This window comes from Enterobacter chuandaensis (assembly GCF_003594915.1).
Taxonomy (GTDB): Bacteria; Pseudomonadota; Gammaproteobacteria; order Enterobacterales; family Enterobacteriaceae; genus Enterobacter; species Enterobacter chuandaensis.
The window spans coordinates 120,338-138,556 of record NZ_QZCS01000009.1 but is presented as its reverse complement, the minus strand read 5'-3'; the positions used below and the strand labels follow the sequence as shown (position 1 = coordinate 138,556).

The 18,219-nt window shown below is 52.0% G+C and carries 21 protein-coding genes; 14 read left to right on the top strand and 7 right to left on the bottom strand.

Annotated features, from left to right (window positions below; translation table 11 throughout):
- Nucleotides 1-22: 22 nt before the first annotated feature.
- A complete protein-coding gene (locus D5066_RS15310) occupies nt 23-625 on the top strand; it encodes a helix-turn-helix domain-containing protein (RefSeq protein ID WP_119916439.1) in 603 nt (200 codons plus the stop codon).
- A gap of 38 nt (nt 626-663) precedes the next feature.
- Here D5066_RS15310 and ygjG read toward each other — a convergent pair whose 3' ends face one another.
- Nucleotides 664-2,043, bottom strand: coding sequence for a putrescine aminotransferase (gene ygjG / locus D5066_RS15305; RefSeq protein ID WP_167553797.1), 1,380 nt, complete (start codon nt 2,041-2,043; stop codon nt 664-666).
- 435 nt (nt 2,044-2,478) lie between these two features.
- Between ygjG and D5066_RS15300 the strand changes: the two genes are divergently transcribed.
- Nucleotides 2,479-3,999 carry a methyl-accepting chemotaxis protein gene (locus D5066_RS15300; protein ID WP_119916438.1) on the top strand — a complete coding sequence of 507 codons (1,521 nt, stop codon included), beginning with the start codon at nt 2,479-2,481 and terminating at the stop codon, nt 3,997-3,999.
- A gap of 336 nt (nt 4,000-4,335) precedes the next feature.
- Entirely contained in the window at nt 4,336-5,895 is a 1,560-nt protein-coding gene (locus tag D5066_RS15295) for a methyl-accepting chemotaxis protein (protein WP_119916437.1), read from the top strand.
- Here the strand turns inward: D5066_RS15295 and D5066_RS15290 are convergent.
- A complete protein-coding gene (locus tag D5066_RS15290; RefSeq protein ID WP_111964918.1) occupies nt 5,892-6,386 on the bottom strand; it encodes a PadR family transcriptional regulator in 495 nt (164 codons plus the stop codon). The two genes, D5066_RS15295 and D5066_RS15290, sit on opposite strands and share 4 nt — an antisense overlap.
- Before the next feature lie 146 nt (nt 6,387-6,532).
- On the opposite strand from D5066_RS15290, the gene D5066_RS15285 reads away from it, so the two are divergent.
- Complete coding sequence (locus D5066_RS15285) at nt 6,533-7,297, top strand: siderophore-interacting protein (protein ID WP_080328253.1); 765 nt, start codon at nt 6,533-6,535, stop codon at nt 7,295-7,297.
- Here the strand turns inward: D5066_RS15285 and D5066_RS15280 are convergent, their stop codons facing one another.
- A complete protein-coding gene (locus tag D5066_RS15280) occupies nt 7,298-8,467 on the bottom strand; it encodes a coiled-coil domain-containing protein (protein ID WP_119916436.1) in 1,170 nt (389 codons plus the stop codon).
- A 365-nt stretch (nt 8,468-8,832) separates the two neighbouring features.
- Here D5066_RS15280 and D5066_RS15275 point away from each other — a divergent pair, with 365 nt between their 5' ends.
- Entirely contained in the window at nt 8,833-9,516 is a 684-nt protein-coding gene (locus D5066_RS15275; protein WP_119916435.1) for an outer membrane protein, read from the top strand.
- A gap of 145 nt (nt 9,517-9,661) precedes the next feature.
- On the opposite strand, the gene D5066_RS15270 is transcribed toward D5066_RS15275, so the two are convergent.
- From D5066_RS15270 to D5066_RS15255, 4 genes are all read right to left on the bottom strand, one after another.
- The gene (locus D5066_RS15270) at nt 9,662-10,234 is read right to left on the bottom strand and encodes a serine acetyltransferase (protein ID WP_244288147.1); all 573 of its coding nucleotides are present in this window, start codon (nt 10,232-10,234) and stop codon (nt 9,662-9,664) included.
- Between the two features lie 315 nt (nt 10,235-10,549).
- Nucleotides 10,550-11,353, bottom strand: coding sequence for an HNH endonuclease (locus D5066_RS15265; RefSeq protein WP_119916434.1), 804 nt, complete (start codon nt 11,351-11,353; stop codon nt 10,550-10,552).
- A 17-nt stretch (nt 11,354-11,370) separates the two neighbouring features.
- Nucleotides 11,371-12,387, bottom strand: coding sequence for a phage integrase (locus D5066_RS15260; RefSeq protein ID WP_119916433.1), 1,017 nt, complete (start codon nt 12,385-12,387; stop codon nt 11,371-11,373).
- Nucleotides 12,387-12,962: a phage repressor protein CI gene (locus tag D5066_RS15255; protein ID WP_119916432.1), complete on the bottom strand. Its 576-nt coding sequence runs from the start codon at nt 12,960-12,962 to the stop codon at nt 12,387-12,389. The genes D5066_RS15260 and D5066_RS15255 overlap by 1 nt, the downstream gene beginning before the upstream one ends.
- 132 nt (nt 12,963-13,094) lie before the next feature.
- Here D5066_RS15255 and D5066_RS15250 point away from each other — a divergent pair, with 132 nt between their 5' ends.
- The 9 genes from D5066_RS15250 (at nt 13,095) to D5066_RS15210 (ending at nt 18,157) form a co-directional block, all read left to right on the top strand.
- On the top strand, nt 13,095-13,358 hold the full coding sequence (locus D5066_RS15250; protein WP_032669142.1) for a hypothetical protein: 264 nt from the start codon (nt 13,095-13,097) through the stop codon (nt 13,356-13,358).
- A gap of 30 nt (nt 13,359-13,388) precedes the next feature.
- A complete protein-coding gene (locus D5066_RS15245) occupies nt 13,389-13,898 on the top strand; it encodes a phage regulatory CII family protein (protein WP_119916431.1) in 510 nt (169 codons plus the stop codon).
- Between the two features lie 7 nt (nt 13,899-13,905).
- A complete protein-coding gene (locus D5066_RS15240; protein ID WP_088545315.1) occupies nt 13,906-14,133 on the top strand; it encodes a phage filamentation protein Fil family protein in 228 nt (75 codons plus the stop codon).
- Nucleotides 14,120-14,320, top strand: a complete 201-nt coding sequence (locus D5066_RS15235; RefSeq protein WP_001550179.1) for a hypothetical protein — start codon at nt 14,120-14,122, stop codon at nt 14,318-14,320. Before D5066_RS15240 ends, D5066_RS15235 begins: the two co-directional genes overlap by 14 nt.
- Before the next feature lie 66 nt (nt 14,321-14,386).
- On the top strand, nt 14,387-14,620 hold the full coding sequence (locus tag D5066_RS15230; RefSeq protein ID WP_119916430.1) for a DUF2732 family protein: 234 nt from the start codon (nt 14,387-14,389) through the stop codon (nt 14,618-14,620).
- Nucleotides 14,620-14,841: a TraR/DksA family transcriptional regulator gene (locus tag D5066_RS15225; protein ID WP_119916429.1), complete on the top strand. Its 222-nt coding sequence runs from the start codon at nt 14,620-14,622 to the stop codon at nt 14,839-14,841. The genes D5066_RS15230 and D5066_RS15225 overlap by 1 nt, the downstream gene beginning before the upstream one ends.
- A complete protein-coding gene (locus tag D5066_RS15220; protein ID WP_119916428.1) occupies nt 14,842-15,114 on the top strand; it encodes a DUF5405 family protein in 273 nt (90 codons plus the stop codon). It abuts the gene before it with no gap.
- Nucleotides 15,111-15,917 (top strand): DNA cytosine methyltransferase, encoded by an 807-nt coding sequence (locus D5066_RS15215; RefSeq protein WP_119916427.1) that lies wholly within the window; start codon nt 15,111-15,113, stop codon nt 15,915-15,917. The genes D5066_RS15220 and D5066_RS15215 overlap by 4 nt, the downstream gene beginning before the upstream one ends.
- Before the next feature lie 143 nt (nt 15,918-16,060).
- Nucleotides 16,061-18,157, top strand: a complete 2,097-nt coding sequence (locus D5066_RS15210) for a replication endonuclease (RefSeq protein WP_419179120.1) — start codon at nt 16,061-16,063, stop codon at nt 18,155-18,157.
- Nucleotides 18,158-18,219 lie beyond the last annotated feature (62 nt).

The following is an 18,219-nucleotide window of genomic DNA, read 5'->3' as shown; positions in this document are numbered from 1 at the left end:
TTTTATACCATGGTAGTGACCAATGACTGATAAAGTCAATATAATGACTGATTCGGGTGCCGATGTTGCCCAGGTAAGCCTGGCCGTGGCGAACCGCATCCGCAACTGGCGGAAAGAGAAAAAGCTGTCGCTGGACGAGCTGTCCCGCCGGGCCAGCGTCAGCAAAGGGATGCTGGTGGAGATCGAAAAGGGCGCAGCCAACCCCAGCATCGCTATTTTATGCAAGCTGGCCGCCGCGCTCGGCATCTCCGTGGCGGATATCGTTAACGTCTCCAGCGAGCCGCAGGTGCACGTTATCGAAGAAGCCGCGATTCCGGTGCTGTGGCAGGGCGCGCAGGGCGGTTACGCCAGGCTACTGGCGGGCACCGCGGGCCCGGATATGATTGAGTTATGGCAGTGGGAGATGCTGCCGGGGGAACGCTTTACCTCTCCGGGGCACCCGGCGGGAACCTTTGAGCTACTGCACGTGATCGAAGGTGTTTTATCGCTAACGGTGGACGAGACGGTGACGCAGGTTAACCAGGGCGCATCGGCGGTGGCGAAAACCGAAGCGGCGCACGGCTACGCCAATGAAGGCGACACCGTGCTTCGTTTCACCATGACGGTGGCGGAGTTTCACCGATAAAAAGTAGGCCGGGTAAGCGTAGCGCCACCCGGCGTTGTTTATGCCTCTTCCACGCTCACCCGCAGTGCGGCCAGCGCCTTGCGCGCCGCCTTCAGCACCAGCTCGCACTGCTCAATGGTCAGCGTCAGCGGCGGCTCAATGCGGATGGTTTTCGAGTTGTTGAGCGTGCCGGCCACCAGCACCCGCTGGCGGAACATCTCGCTCGCGAAGCTGTAGCCGATTTCGTTGTCGACAAACTCGATTGCCATCAGCATCCCTTTGCCGCGCGCCTCCTGCACCAGATCCGGGTACTCACGGCCAAGCTGGCGGAAACCGTCCAGCAGCATGTCGCCTTTCTGCTCCGCCTGCGCAGGCAGGTTTTGCTCCAGCAGCACGTTGATGGTGGCCAGCGCCGCCGCACAGGCCAGCGGGTTGCCGCCAAAGGTGGTGGTGTGCAGGAACGGGTTGTCGAACAGCACCGAGAACACCTCCTCGGTGGCAACCGTCGCGCCAATCGGCATCACGCCGCCGCCGAGGGCCTTCGCCAGACACAGAATGTCCGGCTGAACGTTCTCGTGCTCGCAGGCAAACATCTTGCCGGTTCGCCCCATCCCGGTCTGCACTTCGTCGAGGATCAGCAGCGCGCCAAACTCATCGCACAGCTGACGCACGGCGGGCAGATAGCCTTGTGGAGGGAGGATCACACCACCTTCGCCCTGAATCGGCTCCAGGATCACCGCCGCCACGTCATCGCCGGTTTTACGGCATTCGCTCAGCACGGTGCGCATGGCGTTGATGTCGCCAAACGGCACGTGGCGGAAGCCCGGCAGCAGCGGCATAAACGGTTTGCGGAAGGTGGATTTAGCCGTAGCCGACAGTGCGCCCAGGGATTTCCCGTGGAACGCGCCGCTGGTGGCGATAAAGGTGAATTTCCCGCGCGGCGACTGGTACGCTTTGGCGAGTTTAATCGCCGCCTCGACCGACTCGGTGCCACTGTTGCTAAAGAAGCTGTACTTCAGTTTGCCGGGCGTTAAGGCCGCAAGCGTTTTCGCGAGCATGGCGCGAAGCGGGTCGAGCAGTTCCTGGCTATGGAGAGGTTGTTTCGCAAGTTGATTCTGTACGGCGGAAACCACTACTGGATTACGGTGCCCCACGTTGAAGATACCAAAACCACCCAGGCAATCTATAAACTCCTGTCCCTGGGTGTCGACAAGCGTGTTCAGACTTCCCGCTTGCCACTCTACGGCTCCGTAATCCCCGCCGGCGGTAACAGATTTGCGATACTCCAGAAAACCAGGATTCACATGTTCTTTAAAGTAATCGATGACCTCTCGGTTAAGTTGTTTCATCTCCTCATGATCGAGTGTTCGCTTCTCAATGAGATTCAGTGCGTGCGCAGTACAGGCAAGAGCCGAGGCGCTGGAAGGTAACCTGTTCAAAATATGCTCCCGGGGATCGCGTATCACATGATACTGAGTTAAGTATTGCAGGGATTACGCCACTTCAGATGACTTAACGAAAATCGGGATAAACGCCAGGTTAAAATTATGTTGCGCAATATTTAATCATGCCGGAGCAACCGAAACGGGATTTAGCCATACAGCGCAAGGGGCGCTGGAAAGGGGGATACGACTCAATTGCACTACCGGAGTGCATAGCCTGCTACTTAAGTGGGCATTAACAGGTCATGCTTTGTAGGTAATTTCTTATCGAAAGTATTTGAAATCACTAGATTATAAAATCTCACAAAAAGTGCGGTTTAAGTGAAATCTGCGATCTCCATCAAGTTTAACAACTAAAGATAAATTGTTTACCGCCGAAAAAACAATAAACCACAAAATTAACATTCGAATAACCTGCAAGGAATGCCCGTCATGTCTTCTCCTTCCTATGTCACCCAGAATAACTATCCTCTGGACGATGACACCACCTTAATGTCGACCACAGACATCCACAGCTATATGACCCATGCAAACGACACCTTTGTGCAGGTGAGCGGCTATCAGCTTGATGAGCTGATGGGGCAGCCGCACAATCTGGTGCGCCATCCAGATATGCCGAAAGCGGCGTTTGCCGATATGTGGTACACCCTGCAGCAGGGTGAGCCGTGGAGCGGGATTGTCAAAAACCGACGTAAAAATGGCGATCATTACTGGGTGCGTGCGAATGCGGTGCCGATGGTGCGGAACGGGCAGGTGACGGGGTATATGTCGATCCGCACCCGGGCCAAAGAGGAAGAGATTGCCGCCGTAGAGCCGCTCTACCGGGCGCTGAATAACGGGAGCTGTAAAAAGCGTATCCACAAAGGACTGGTGGTGCGAAAAGGGTGGCTGGGTAAGCTTCCGGCCATGCCGCTGCGCTGGCGCGTACGCAATGTGATGGCGGCGCTTTTTGCCGTGCTTGCCGCTACCCTGGTGTCCACCTCCGCAGGCTGGTTGCCGCTCGCAGCCGCCGCAGTGGTGATGCTGCTGGGAACGCTGCTGTTTGAGCAGCAAATTGTCCGCCCGATCGAAAACGTCGCCCGCCAGGCGTTGAAGGTAGCGACCGGCGAGCGCAACAGCGTGCAGCATCTGAACCGCAGCGACGAGCTGGGGCTGACGCTGCGTGCGGTAGGGCAGCTGGGGCTAATGTGCCGCTGGCTCATCAATGACGTCTCAAGTCAGGTGATGAGCGTCCGTGACGGCAGCGACAGGCTGGCGCAGGGAAATGAAGCGTTGAACGATCGTACGCGGCAGACCGTGGCGAACGTGCAGCAGACCGTCGCAACGATGAACCAGATGGCCGCTTCCGTTCAGAGCAACTCTGAAACTGCCGCCGAAGTGGACAAACTCTCCGTGGCCGCGAGCAGCGCGGCGACGAAAGGCGGCAACGCGATGCAGACCGTGGTGAAAACGATGGATGATATCGCCGACAGCACGCAGCGCATTGGTTCGATTACCTCTCTGATTAACGACATCGCTTTCCAGACCAATATCCTGGCGCTGAATGCGGCGGTGGAGGCCGCAAGGGCCGGCGAGCAGGGGAAAGGTTTTGCCGTGGTCGCAGGTGAAGTTCGCCACCTTGCCAGCCGCAGCGCGAATGCGGCGAACGATATCCGCAAGCTGATTGATGCCAGCGCCAGCAAGGTGCAGTCCGGCTCCGAGCAGGTGCATGCCGCAGGCCGCACGATGGATGATATTGTCGAGCAGGTGAAAAATGTGACGCAGCTCATCGCGCACATCAGCCACTCGACGTCAGAACAGGCCACCGGACTGTCAGAGTTAACCCGCGCGGTGGCGGAACTCGACAGCATTACGCAAAAAAATGCCGATCTGGTCGAGGAGAGCGCCCACATTTCTGCCATGGTGAAACACCGCGCCGGACGGCTTAAGGATGCGGTGACGGTTCTCCACTGAGTCAGTAATGTTCCAGAAAGCCGTTTATTTCGCAGGGAATAAACGGCTTTATTCTTTTGTGATTGTAATTATTAATGTATTTTGTTGTTAATTTTATATTAAATAACTAAAAAAATTTCCTCGGTTATTTGTTCCTGCCTAAGTCAATTTCCCGCGATGCAATTTTGCAAAACCCTGATCTGGTGGTCTGGTAACGATCAATGGAGCCATATCAATAGCCCCTGCCTATCCATTGTGATGGTTATGAAATAAAAAAACGATCAAAGTCATAAAGTTAGCGGATTCGTTACCGATAACAGCGATCGTCTGAGAAATAATCACATCGATGGAGAAAATATGTTCTTACATGACGTAAAGATCGGCACGAAATTATTTCTGGCGTTTGGGTTCTTTATTGTCCTGATGGTGGTCAGCGCCAGTTTGTCCTTGCTGAGTCTGAACCGGGCGAACAACGGGATGCAATCCATCATTACCCATGATTATCCCACCACGGTAAAAGCGAACCAGTTAATCGATAACTTCCAGGAATTTATTAGCACTCAGCAGCTCATGTTGCTGGATGAACAGGGAACGTACACAGCGCAGTCGCAGCAGCATCTTAAAGCGATCAGCGAGCATATTACGGTGATCCTGGGTGAACTGAACAGTGCGCTGCAGGATCCAAAATCACAGCAGGTTCTTGCCGAGATCCACGACGTCCGTCAGCAGTATCTGGACTCACGCTATCGTATTTTGCAGGCGGTGCAGAATAACGATCGTGCGGGCGCGATCCAGGAGATGATGACCAACACTCTTTCCGTGCAGCAGGCCTATAAAGCCAAAGTGCAGGAGCTGATTGCGATTCAGAACCAGGAGATGCAGAGTGCCGGGGCGCTGGTGGAAGGCGATTTCAAATCTAACCGGCTGATGCTGATCCTGATCACCCTCTTTAGCGTCGCGGCTGGCAGCCTGATTGGCTGGTTTATCGTGCGCGCTATCACTCGTCCGCTCGGCGAGGCGGTGAATTTTGCCAATGCCATTTCAGAGGGCGACCTGACGGGCAGCATCACGCCGCATGGCAAAGACGAAACGGGCCTGTTGCTGCACGCACTGATGGAGATGAAAAACCGCCTGCTGGACATTGTGCAGCAGGTGCAAACCGGCTCGGAGAATATCTCCAGCGCGGCCGCGCAGATTGTCGCCGGAAACCAGGATCTCGCCGCGCGCACGGAAGAGCAGGCAAGTTCCGTTGAACAGACCGCCGCCTCGATGGAGCAAATTACCGCGACGGTGAAAAACACGGCCTCGCACACCGGGGAAGCGACCAACCTCTCGGCCGATGCCGCCACGGTGGTCAAAAACAACGGGGAGATGATGAAGCAGGTCACCAGCAAAATGCGCCTGATTAATGAGACGTCGAACCGGATGTCCGACATTATCGACCTGATCGACGCCATTGCCTTCCAGACCAACATTCTGGCGCTGAACGCGGCGGTGGAAGCGGCGCGTGCGGGCGAACACGGCCGCGGCTTTGCGGTCGTGGCGGGGGAAGTGCGCCAGCTTGCCCAGAAGAGCGCGTCGTCTGCCAGTGAAATCCGCGAGCTGATTGAGAGTTCCACCAGTCAGACCCAGGACGGGATGAATCTGGTCGAAAAAGCGAGTGCGTTGATCAACGGCATGGTCGGCAACGTGGAGGAGATGGACGTGATCCTGCGCGAGATCCGCCAGGCCAGCCACGAGCAGACGGAAGGGATCTCGCAGATCAACAGCGCAATTGGCCTGATTGATGCCACCACTCAGCAGAACTCTGCGCTGGTGGAGGAGTCCGTCGCGGCGGCGGCATCGCTTAACGAGCAGGCGATGCACCTGAAAGAGCTGGTACGCGTCTTCCGCGTGAGTGAGCACGCGCCGGTTTAATCCAGCTGGGAGATCTCCAGCGCCGCGCGGTCGATTACGCCGATAATCTGCTTGAGCTGCGCGTCGCTGAGTTCTCCCTGATTCACCTTCAGGTCTAATACCGCTTTAAAGTTATCCAATGCCCGCTTCATCTGCGGGTTTTTGCGCAGCTGAAAGCCGACGCTGCGCGCTTTAATACGTACCTGGATCTGTTCCAGCTGTTCCCGATTTTCGTCCAGCCAGCGTTGTCCTTCAGCGGTAATTGCAATCTTCTTACGACCGTTTTCTTCTTCCGTGATGGTGATAAAGGTCTGATCCTGAAGATAATCCAGGGTCGGGTAGATCACGCCGGGGCTCGGCGTGTAGTTCCCCTGGGTAAGATTCTCGATCTCTTTGATCAGCTCATATCCGTGGCTCGCATTGCGGGTCAGGATATCCAGAATCACCAGCCGCAGATCGCCGTGGCCGAAAAAGCGCGGTCGGCGTCCGCCGCCTTCGTGTTCGTGTCGCATAGTATGCCCTTTAATTGATATATCTAAACTATATCTAAGATATATTCAGATGTAATCTAAAATATCTTGCATTTTTACTGATTAGTAATCATTATCATTTAAAAATCAATTTAGATATATCGTAATCACCAGAGAAGAGGCTAAAAATGGCATCTACCCGTTACCCACAGCGCGTGCGTAATGACCTGCGTTTTCGCGAGCTGACGGTGCTCCGCGTTGAGCGCATCAGCGCAGGCTTCCAGCGCATTGTTTTAGGCGGCGAGGCGCTGGAGGGCTTTTGCACTCGCGGTTTCGACGACCACACCAAAGTCTTTTTCCCGGCACCAGGCGCCACGTTTGTCCCGCCGGTAGTCACCGATGAAGGTATCGACTGGGGCGACGGCGTGCGTCCGCAGGCGCGCGACTATACGCCGCTGTACGATGAGGCAAATCATGAGCTTGCGCTCGATTTCTTCGTTCATGACGGCGGCATTGCCAGCAGTTGGGCGGTCGAGGCGAAGGTGGGCGACAGGCTGACCATCGGCGGACCGCGCGGTTCGCTGGTGGTGCCGGAGGATTACGCCTGGCAGCTGTACGTGTGCGATGAATCTGGCATGCCCGCGCTGCGTCGACGATTAGAGGGCATTGCAAAACTGCCGGTGCACCCGGAAGTTCATGCGGTGGTGACCGTAGGTGACGAATCTTATAAGGACTATCTGGCGCACCTGAGTGATTTCAACATCACCTGGGTGGTGGGCCACAGCGAGCAGGCGGTGGCTGCCCGTCTGGCGGCGCTGACCGTTCCAGCGGAGGATTACTTTATCTGGCTGACCGGGGAAGGGAAGGTGGTAAAAAGCCTGAGCCGCCAGTTTGAAACCGACGCGATTGACCAGCAGCTGGTGCGTGCCAGCGCATACTGGCACGCTAAATAATCAGGCTGCGGAATCGAGCTGCGCTTCACTGACCTGATGTTCGAGCGAGGCGCATACCTCTTTCAGCGCTTTCTCCTGCTGGGCAAAGTACGCTTCCATATTGCTCAGCGACGAGACCAGCAGCCAGGACTCTTCTTTTTCCAGCTCCGCCAGCTCGTTCACCAGAGTGTCGATTTGCTCGCGTACTTGCGCCATTTTTTTGCGGATACGCTCCAGATCGTTCAGCCTGTCGCTCGCCATCAGCGGCTCGAAGCCCTGCTGCAGACGGGCCACCAGTGAGCGAATGGCTTTCACATCGCCGCGCTGCTTTGCCTGGTTGAGCTGCACCATCATGCTGTTGGCTTCTTCTTTCAGATCGTCTGCCACCAGATCCGGGTGGCAGAGCTTGCTCGCCTGTCGCCAGAGACGCTTCAGCTCGTTCTGATCCTCTTCCGAGAGATTCTTGCCTTTGCGCAATCGCACTTCGGCATCGTGATGTTGCTCGCGGTACTTCTCGTACTCTTCGTTGGCCTCGTCACGCGCCTGACGGGCGGGCTCCTCTTCGCGCGTCAAACCACTTTCCAGCTCCAGCGCCTCGGCCAGCAGGTTGGCGATCAGATTGCTTTGCTGCTCCAGGTGCTTGCGCGCCTCCGCGGCCTGTACGGAGTCCGCAGGGAGATCGCGCCAGCGCTGAGTGAGCGTTGCCAGCACCTCTACGGCCTGCGCCATATAGCGCTGGCAGCGACGATAGTCCTCCTCGCGACGACGTGCCTCCGCCTGCTGTCGACGCAGGTTCAGCTCCGCCAGCGTTTTACGCAGGGCGAGGATCTGCTGCATCAGCGGCCCGAGGCGGGAGAAATAGAGATCGTTAAACTCATCAAGCTGCTGCACGCGCGCGTTGCGGCGGTCAATCAGATCGCGCAGACGCTCTTCCAGCGCCCTGAGCTCAAGCTTGCTGGCGGCTACCTGTGGGTCACGCCACTGGGTTACGGCGCGCTGGCCCTGAAGCCAGGCGGTTATAGCCGCCATCGCCGCGGTGTAGTTCTTTTGTTCAAACGACACGACGATTGCCTGTAGCTCATCGTCAAACGCTTCATTTTTCAGGCGTGTCAGCTGGCTCTGGATGATGTCGTCATCTTCCAGTTCAATGGCATTTTTAATGATTTCTAGCCGTTTGATCGGTGTGCTCATGATGCCTTTCGCTTTGGCGCTTAAGTATTTGAGTTAAGGGTAGTTGTTGTAAAAGCTACAGGAAATAATACACACGGATGATGATCGGCGCGATGGGGGATTTCTTTAGTTTTGCAGTTTGTGAAGTCGTGCGGAGGGTGATGGTCTTCGCACAGCTCGCCGAAAACGCTCGTTTTAATCTATTGAAATAACGATTAATTATTACCAAAACAAGACCAATCCCTACGTAAAATTACCTGGTAAAACCCGTAATCGCCCGAATAGTTTGCCTGTGCCGGGCTGCTTATTATCCCTCTCACTGACTGTTTTCCTGACATCGGCGGACCACCGTTCGACGAGCGGAATATTTTTTCAACGGAGTAGAGATGAATATGAAAGCTATTTTAGCCGCCCTGCCGATCGCGATGATTCCGGCTACTGTTCTGGCAGCAAATACTGAAGAAGGGTATTACGGCTCCGCAAAATACCTCCAGGTTGAACAGCGTGCAAAGGAGATGGATACCAGCGCGCGTCCTGGGGTAGGGCAGTTTGTCGGTGGTAAAGAGAAAGAGCACTTCGGCGGCGCGGCGATTGCTGCGGGCTATCAGTTTGGTAACGGCTGGCGTACAGAGGGTGAATATACCTTCAAGCAGAAGGCTGAATATATCAATGGTTCCAGTGTTTTTGTTACCAACTCTGACCACCTGAAAACTGAAACCGAGCGTCTGATGGTTAACGTGTATCGTGATTATGAGCTGGGATATGGCGTTTCTCTGTACGGTACGGCAGGTCTGGGCGTGAGCAAGATCAAAGCCAACGGCTGGCAGGGTAATTTTAGCCGTGAATATGCTTCTACTACGCAAAACAACCTGACCTACGCTTTAGGGGCTGGCGTGAGCTATACGCCGGTTGAGCGCCTGTACATGGACCTGGGCTACCGTTATATCGATATGGGCAAGATCGAAAGTGGATATAACAACTTCACTAACGCGCGTGGCTTAAAAGACGAACAGATGAAAGCGCACATCGTCTCTAATGAATTTACCCTTGGCATGCGTTATGTCTTTTAACCTGTTGTAAGTGTCACTGCTTTAAAAACAGGGCCAACGCCGCGGGAATGCGGGGTTGGCTTTTTTGTGGTTTTTACAACTCGGCTTTTGCGGGACTCTAAACCTTGACCCGGCGAGGTAGGTAACGAAAAGTCGAAGTGCCCAGTCACGCCGTAGGTGATGTAGCAGGAATTATTTTTAACGTTTTTTCAGTATAAACCGTCATACCATCAGGAATGTCTTTGCTCACAAATGACATGGCGCCGATGATAACGTTATCTCCTATGCATATCTTATCTGCAATGATGCACGACCCCGCGCCAATGCTGACATTATTGCCAATAACAATGGAAATCGGCTCTTTATTATCATTCGCGCCGGTTATGCCTATTGTGGTGTTCTGTCGTATCCGCAGAGAATGCCCGATTGTTGCAGAACCATTTACAACAATACCATGATGATGAGAAATCACCATGCCTGGCCCGATTGTTGCCCCCAGCTGTATATCTGTTCCGTATTTGAAAATGAGCTTTCTGTTTATCTTTAACGCTCTTTTCCTCAGGAATTTGCTGTCTGAGTGATGCCAGTAAGACGCGATGCGCCACCAGAAGTGGAAGCGGCGGTCGGGGCACTTTATTGCTTTATGCAGAACCCTAACCCAAGAAAATGCGTTAGAACTCATCATTACTTCGCGGCGCAAGCATTCACGCATGTGTTCTGATCTGGCTTTTTTATCCACTGCTTCTCTTTTCCTCTTATTTTGTCTCGGGAATTTTCGGGGGGGACACCATTAGCAGTTAATAAAAAAGCCACTCGTTAAAGTGGCTTAATTATCTGATTTTACAGCTAAAATTTGGTGGCCCCTGCTGGACTTGAACCAGCGACCAAGCGATTATGAGTTCCTACAGGAACAACCGAAAATCAATAGTTTGCGTTATTTATCATTGACATAGTTTGCCACAATTTGCCAACGTTTACCAATTATTCGCCATTTCCACCGCCACTTTATCGCCATTCCCCCAGACCTTTAACCATAAAACAGGTGCTTTAGTTCTCACCAACGAAACATAAATCCAAATCCGCCGGGAGGCGTAATGTTAGGTGCTGAGGCTGAGTTTATCATGCCCCACCCACCGAAGCCGTTGCCGTGTGAGATGTTGTAACTGCCTGTCATCATCGTTTGCCCATGGCATTTTGTTTGCAATGAGCCATCACTCTGTACGACAAAGCCATCTTGATGCTCATCTAGGAACATTCCTCTGAGTACTTCCACTTTGTTATCTGCTAAATTTAAATCCAATAAAATGTCACCCAATCCTGCTCGGATTTTAATATTATTTCCTTCATATTCGTAATCCCATGCCGAGGTCGATACTACCAATTCTCCTCGCCTTACTGACAGTAGCACTCGTCCTGCTTCGTCAGTAATGTCGATTGATACTGTCAGCCATCCTTCATCACAATGGATGGTAAAAAAATTTTTACCATTCACCCATACAGGACAATGCTCACCTTTGCCATCAGGGTACCAGCCGGTAACTCTATTAGTGCCAAGTAATGTGACGAGTTCTTTTGATGGTTCAACTTTGAATCCAGAAGTAAGTTCTCTGCTCTTATTGAAAGGGTTGAGCTTCGCTTCTCGAATTCGCTCATGTGATAACTTTTTGGTCGTTTTAGCTGAGTGATGATTGGGGCATAAAAGCACTAAATTATCAGCAGTATGCTCTTGAACATCAGCGTATTCCTCGATGTGGTCATACTGAAAGAATGGCATCCCGCATATTGCACAACCAAATCCACATTGCTTTCTGACTTCTCTCTTGATTTCAGCTGGTATAGAAGGTCTATTTTCTGACATACACTATTCCTTATAAATCAAATTTGTACATTGCATTTTGAAATAGACAATGGATTAAGTTTGACTGCATCCTCAAGATGGTCAGGAGCAAAGTGCGCATATCGCATCGTCATTTTTATATCGGTATGGCCGAGTACGCGCTGTAAGACCAGAATATTTCCACCATTCATCATAAAGTGGCTGGCGAAGGTGTGGCGTAAAACATGGGTAAGTTGTCCTGCCGGTAGTTCAATGCCTGTTCTTTCCAGAGCAGACCGGAACGCGCCATAACAATCACTAAACAACCGGCCTTTTTTATCATCAGGCAGGGACTCATAGAGCTCTTTGCTGATTGGGACGGTGCGGTTTTTCCTGCCTTTCGTGTTGGTGTATGTGATTTTGTATTTCGCGAGCTGGCTTTTTCTCAAGCTCTCGGCCTCAGACCACCGTGCGCCAGTGGCGAGACAGATTCTTACCACGGTTTCTAAATCAGGGTGGTCATGCCGTTTACACTCTCCGAGGAGTTGCGAAATTTGGTCGTGAGTTAGCCAGGCCATTTCCATTTCTTCTGTGCGGAATGGGCGCATATTTTTCAGTGGGTTTTCCCCCTTCCATTCTCCGAGGCGGTTTAGCTCATTGAACACTGCCCGGAAGTAGGCCAACTCAAGATTAAGTGTGCGAGGTGATACCTCTTTGACTCTGTTTGAACGGGCATACTCACCCTTTAACCGTTTTTCTCGGTAGCGGGAAAACATCTGCGCATCGAAATCGCGTGCGAGTGGTTCTCCCATACACTCAAAAGCATGGTGCATGGCTAACTGGCGTTTCAAGCCGTCTTTCAGCGTAATACCATGAGCGCTATACCATGAATCAACCAGCTCTTTTAACGTGCGCCTGTCTTCCCTTTCTTCCTGCCATGGGTTTTGAACGGTGTACTGTTCAAACGCCAGAGCCTCGCCTTTAGTTGCGAATTTCTTTCTGATACGTTTGCCTTTTGCACCGTTTGGGTAGATCTCACAAATCCAGCCGCCAGCCGGATTTTTACGGACAGTCATCAATTAACCTCGCTGTATACACCCACTACACGGCCAATCGTTTTTATTTCATCTATCCCGCACTCAAACGGTACTTTGCCGCCCGCAACGTGTAACTTTTTGCCGGGTAGGAGCGTCAATTCTCTGATGCTGGTAGCCCCCTCAATATCAACCAACCAAAGGCCATCAGAAAGTGAGGCATCTTGTTCTATGAAGTGCAGCTTTCCATCGGCGCGAACAGCAATACCTTTTGACAGTTGCTTGCTAAAAAAAACAGCGTCAATACTCAATGGTGAATTTTCTTCGAGTTTTCCATCACTCAGGGTGAATGAGTCTATCGTTTTCGGATCCGTTGGAGACGGTTTGCCATCATATTGAGAGCCTTGCCCCGTAAGAAGCCATAGCAGGCTTGCTCCGGTTTCTAGTGCGCACTGTACGGCGAAATCATAAGAAACAGTGCCTCGCGTGTAGCGGTTTTGTAGGGAGCTGGCTGCAATATTGAAGTGCCGGGCTAGCTGGATTTTTTGAGTAAAACCATATACTTGACAAATTCTATCCAGTAACTCGTCGTTATTCACTTGAGTATCAAGTATCAAAATTTACTCCTTTGGGTATTTACTAATATTCAATCGAGTATTAGTATCGTTGCTAATTCGGGCAATCAGTGGCAGAAGTTGGCAAACAGAGGCCATTGATTGCAAACATTTTCAAAATGGGAATCATGCAACATGGCTTCTGAAATCGCAATCATCAAAGTGCCTGCACCTATCGTTACTCTGCAGCAATTCGCAGAGCTTGAGGGTGTTTCTGAACGCACCGCTTACCGCTGGACAACCGGCGACAACCCTTGTGTACCAATCGAACCCCGCACCATCCGTAAAGGCTGCAAGAAAGCAGGTGGCCCGATTCGTATTTATTACGCACGCTGGAAAGAAGAACAGTTGCGTAAGGCGTTTGGGCATTCCCGTTTTCAACTCGTCATCGGCGCTTAATTCACTTTATGTGAATTGTAAGGATGCAGCATGTTTGATTTTCAGATTTCCAAACATCCCCACTATGACGAAGCGTGCCGGGCTTTTGCGCAGCGTCACAACATGTCGAAGCTGGCCGAGCGCGCGGGTATGAATGTTCAGACGTTACGCAACAAACTCAACCCGGAACAGCCTCACCAGTTTACGCCGCCTGAATTGTGGCTGTTGACTGACCTGACCGAAGACTCAACCCTCGTTGATGGTTTTCTGGCGCAGATTCATTGCCTACCATGCGTGCCGGTTAATGAGCTGGCTAAAGAAAAATTGCAGTCTTACGTCATGCGCGCAATGCGTGAACTCGGCGAGCTGGCGAGCGGTGCGGTATCTGATGAGCGTCTGACCACTGCCCGTAAGCACAACATGATTGAAAGCGTTAACTCTGGCATCCGCATGTTGTCATTGTCGGCTCTGGCGCTGCATGCGCGTCTGCAGACTAATCCTGCTATGTCGAGTGTGGTCGATACCATGAGCGGTATTGGCGCATCGTTTGGTCTGATTTGAGGTGCGTATGCTGAAAGGTGAACCGTCATTCGCGTCTCTGCTCGTTAAGCAAAGCCCTGGCATGAACTACGGACACGGCTGGATCGCAGGTAAGGACGGCAAGCGCTGGCATCCGAGTCGCTCACAGTCCGAATTATTAAAAGGGCTGAAAACAAAGTCGCCGAAATCGTCAGGTTTTTTAATTATTCATATTGTCCACTTTGTTATTAAAGGAGTGAAACATGTCACGCGATGAATTAAGAATTGTTTTAGGTGCCATGATTCCAAATATGGAGGAAGGTTTTGAAATTAAAACCCGCGACGGCGCAATACTTCGCGTTGACCCTGAGTGGGAGTGCTGCAAAGAATTTAAGGATGGATTAAAAGCCGAAATCATCAAGCAGTTAAAAAGCAAACCTGCTGTTGTATTTGGATATAGTTAATTAATTAAAAGTAATTACTTGGCGTAAACCCGCCGGGCATTCTTTTGCCAAAAATCAGGAGGATATATGAGTCGAATTATTTATTTATCAACGCCGAGTAGTGCTGGCGACCACGTGCTGGAGTCTTTGTTTAAAGAAGCCAAAAAAGAAGAGCGCAAAGACCGCGCTCTCGCCGTTTCAATCCGTCTCGAAGCTCTAGCCGTTCACATTACCAATTCAGATATGACCGGCAAAGAAGCGGCCGAACTGCTGCGCCGTGAAGCAGCCCGCTTTGAGAACGAATCACAGGAGCTGCACTAATGGCCGACGCAATTGATTTAGCCCAACAGCGTGAGCAGGAAGACCGAGAGCGCCACATCAGCAACGCGCGCAGCCGTATCGATGCGCCCTCTCGTTTCCTCTGCGAAGAATGTGACGCACCAATCCCGGAAGCTCGCCGCATTGCGATTCCGGGCGTGGCCTTTTGCGTGACATGTCAGCAAATCGCGGAGCTCAAACACAAACACTACAGGGGCGTTTAAATGGCGATTCGTATTGAAGTCGGCGACAAATGGGTTATTACCAGCGACCAGTATCAATTTATCCTGAATGAAAAGAAAGTCGTTAAGTCAGGTAAAAATGCTGGCGAGGAATGGCTCGACACTATCGGATATTACCCAAAGATTAACCAGCTTATTTCCGGTTTGATTCATCACCATATTCAAGATTCGGAAATTAAAACACTCAAAGGCATGGCTGATGAAATTGAACGCATCGGCCACTTGTGCATTTCAACATTTGGTGAAAGGGCGTGACGGCTTATTACAACGAGTTTGACCCATTTGCGGCGCAATGGCTGCGCAATCTAATTGATAGTGGGCTAATCGCACCTGGTATCGTTGACGACAGGAGTATTTCAGATGTCACACCTTCCGACATTAAAGGTTTTAAACAATGTCATTTCTTCGCCGGAATTGGTGGCTGGTCGCTTGCCCTGCGACTCGCAGGCGTCCCCGATGACTACCCGTGCTGGACAGGAAGCCCTCCGTGTCAGCCATTTAGTTCAGCGGGAAAACAACTCGGACAACTTGACCCGAGGCATCTTGCACCTACATTCGTGCGGCTCATTAAACAGTGCCGTCCTTCAGTCATCTTTGGAGAGCAAGTTAAACCGGCGATTGGGAAATACTGGCTCGATGATTTATTCGCTGAATTGGAAAATGAAAGCTACGCCTGCGCAGCGGCAGTATTACCAGCTTCAGGCGTCGGTGCACCTCACAAAAGAGAACGCATCTGTTTTGGTGCGGCCTTGGGCAACAGTAACCGCCAGGTCTGGAAAGGATTCAGGAAATCTGAGCAAGTCATTTTTCAGAAAGGATGGTCGGATGAGAAACGACACCCTTTATCGTCAAATGTGGCTTCACACTTTTGGTCTGACTGGCAACCCAACGAGGGCGCAGATGGTCAGATTAGAATGTTACCTGCCGGATATGGCGAGGCTTCTGATGGGGTTTCCTCAAGGGTGGAGCTACTGCGCGGTTATGGAAACGCGATAGTTCCACAACTTGCCGCTGAGTTTATTAGTGCATTTATTGATAGCTGCGGAGAGTCATTGTGAGGCTTGAGTATGCTTTTCCGTGGAATGCTCCTCGACCGGCAATAGCCAGCCCATATCTTACCTATGACCAACAGCATCGCCGCGACCGTATGTTCGCGGCTTTGCTGCATGCGAGAAAGGTGCTTTCCCTCCAGCCTGAGTGCGTGCGTTTCGATGTTTATCGAACAGCTGCGGTGCTGGAGCAAAATCAGGGCAGTCAACGAGCCAATGCTTTTTTAATCAGCTTCTGCAAAAAGGCATTGCCGCGTCTTGAACTGGTCGCAAAAAAATATGAGTGTGCAGGCATTAGCAGCGATGTATCAGGCGCTGTTTTCGGTGGTCATTTCGATACGAAATATATGCAGTATCTGGCATCACGTATGGTCAATATGGTAGCCAGATACAACCGCCTCCCGGATATGTCTCGTGCCGACATTGACCTGCTGGCCGCTGATATCGGTAATTTTATTCGTGCAGAACTGGCAGAACATGATGACGCTGATTCAGATTTCGGCGAGTTGGCGACATTACATGGCTGGTACATGCGCGCCGGATTAATTGCGCTGCAATTTCGTGTTACTCCTCCTCATTGGGCGGGACTGACAACAAAATACTTTGACCAGGACAAAGCGGCGCCAGCAATCATGCGCATGTTTAATGAGGTTTGGTGGCGTGGCCGTCTGCGACGCATTGCGGCGTCATGGCGCGAACATCTGCAAATTGCAGTCGGCAATGTCAGCAAGAAACGACACGCCTACGCGAGTAAAAACTGCGTGACCGACTGGCGCGAGCAGAAGCGCCGCACGCGAGAATTTCTCAAGGGGCTGGATCTCGAGGACGAAGACGGCAACCGCATCAGCCTGATTGAAAAATATGATGGCTCGGTAGCCAACCCTGCGATACGTCGCTGCGAACTGATGACCCGCATCCGCGGGTTTGAAAATATCTGCAATGAACTCGGATACGTCGGGGAGTTTTACACCCTGACTGCACCGTCTAAATATCACGCCACGACTAAAGCGGGATACCGTAATAGCAAATGGAACGGAGCCAGCCCGTCGGACACGCAGAGTTATCTCACCGGCCTTTGGGCGCGCATTCGTGCCAAGCTACATCGGGAAGAAATCCGCATTTTCGGCATACGTGTTGCCGAGCCTCATCACGACGGGACGCCACATTGGCACATGCTTATGTTCATGTTGCCAGAAGACGTCGAACGCGTGCGCCTCATCATCCGAGATTATGCGTGGGAGGAAGACCACCACGAACTGAGAAGCGATAAAGCCAAAAAAGCACGCTTCCATGCCGAAGCCATTGACCCGGAAAAGGGCAGCGCTACCGGCTATGTTGCTAAATACATTTCCAAAAACATCGACGGCTATGCTCTCGATGGTGAAACCGATGACGAAAGCGGTGAGTTGCTGAAAGAGACAGCCCCCGCTGTTTCAGCATGGGCGGCACGCTGGCACATCCGTCAGTTTCAGTTTATCGGCGGCGCGCCGGTGACGGTCTACCGTGAGTTGCGTCGTCTCGCTGACACCGAGACCGCACATGGTCTGAGCGTTGAGTTTGCCGCCGTCCATGATGCCGCCGACGCCGGTGACTGGGCTGGTTACGTTAATGCGCAGGGTGGGCCATTTGTCCGTCGCGATGATTTGCAGGTGCGCACACTGTATGAACCGCGCGCCGAGTTTAACCAGTATGGTGAGGAAACCGTCTGTATACGCGGCGTGTACGATTCCGCTGTTGGTGCTGGCACCCCGATTTTAACCCGGCTAACGCAGTGGAAAATTGTACCGAAGCGTGCCGTTGATTTGGCCGTTGACCTTAAGGGCGCTCCTGCGCCCTCTCGGAGTTCTGTCAATAACTGTACGGGAAGCGAAAGCGATCCACCGGAACTCAATTTATCAAAACCCCTGAGTCGACGTGAAAAACGAGAGTTAACAAACCGAATCAGGAAGCAAAAGCCAGCAATGCGGCGAAAATTCATCCATGGAACGGATGAACAAAATGCAGCTATAGCGAAAACTATTGGCGAGATACATCTGACAACCGGCATAAATATCAGCCGGGGTGAAGCCCTGCACCTGATGGCGGGTGGTAAAAGTTGCTTTGACGGTAAATGGTTGCGAGGAACGACCACAGGAGAAATATTTACCACGGCGCCATCACATCAGGCGAAAGCTAAGGCGTATCGGACCAAAGCTACAGAAACCCTCAATCGTGTTGCGGTTTTAGCGGAGCTAGCAACGGAAATATAAGCGTTAATACTCATCCATATCATGTACATACAGTGTATTTGCAACTTTTTTTTCTTCACATT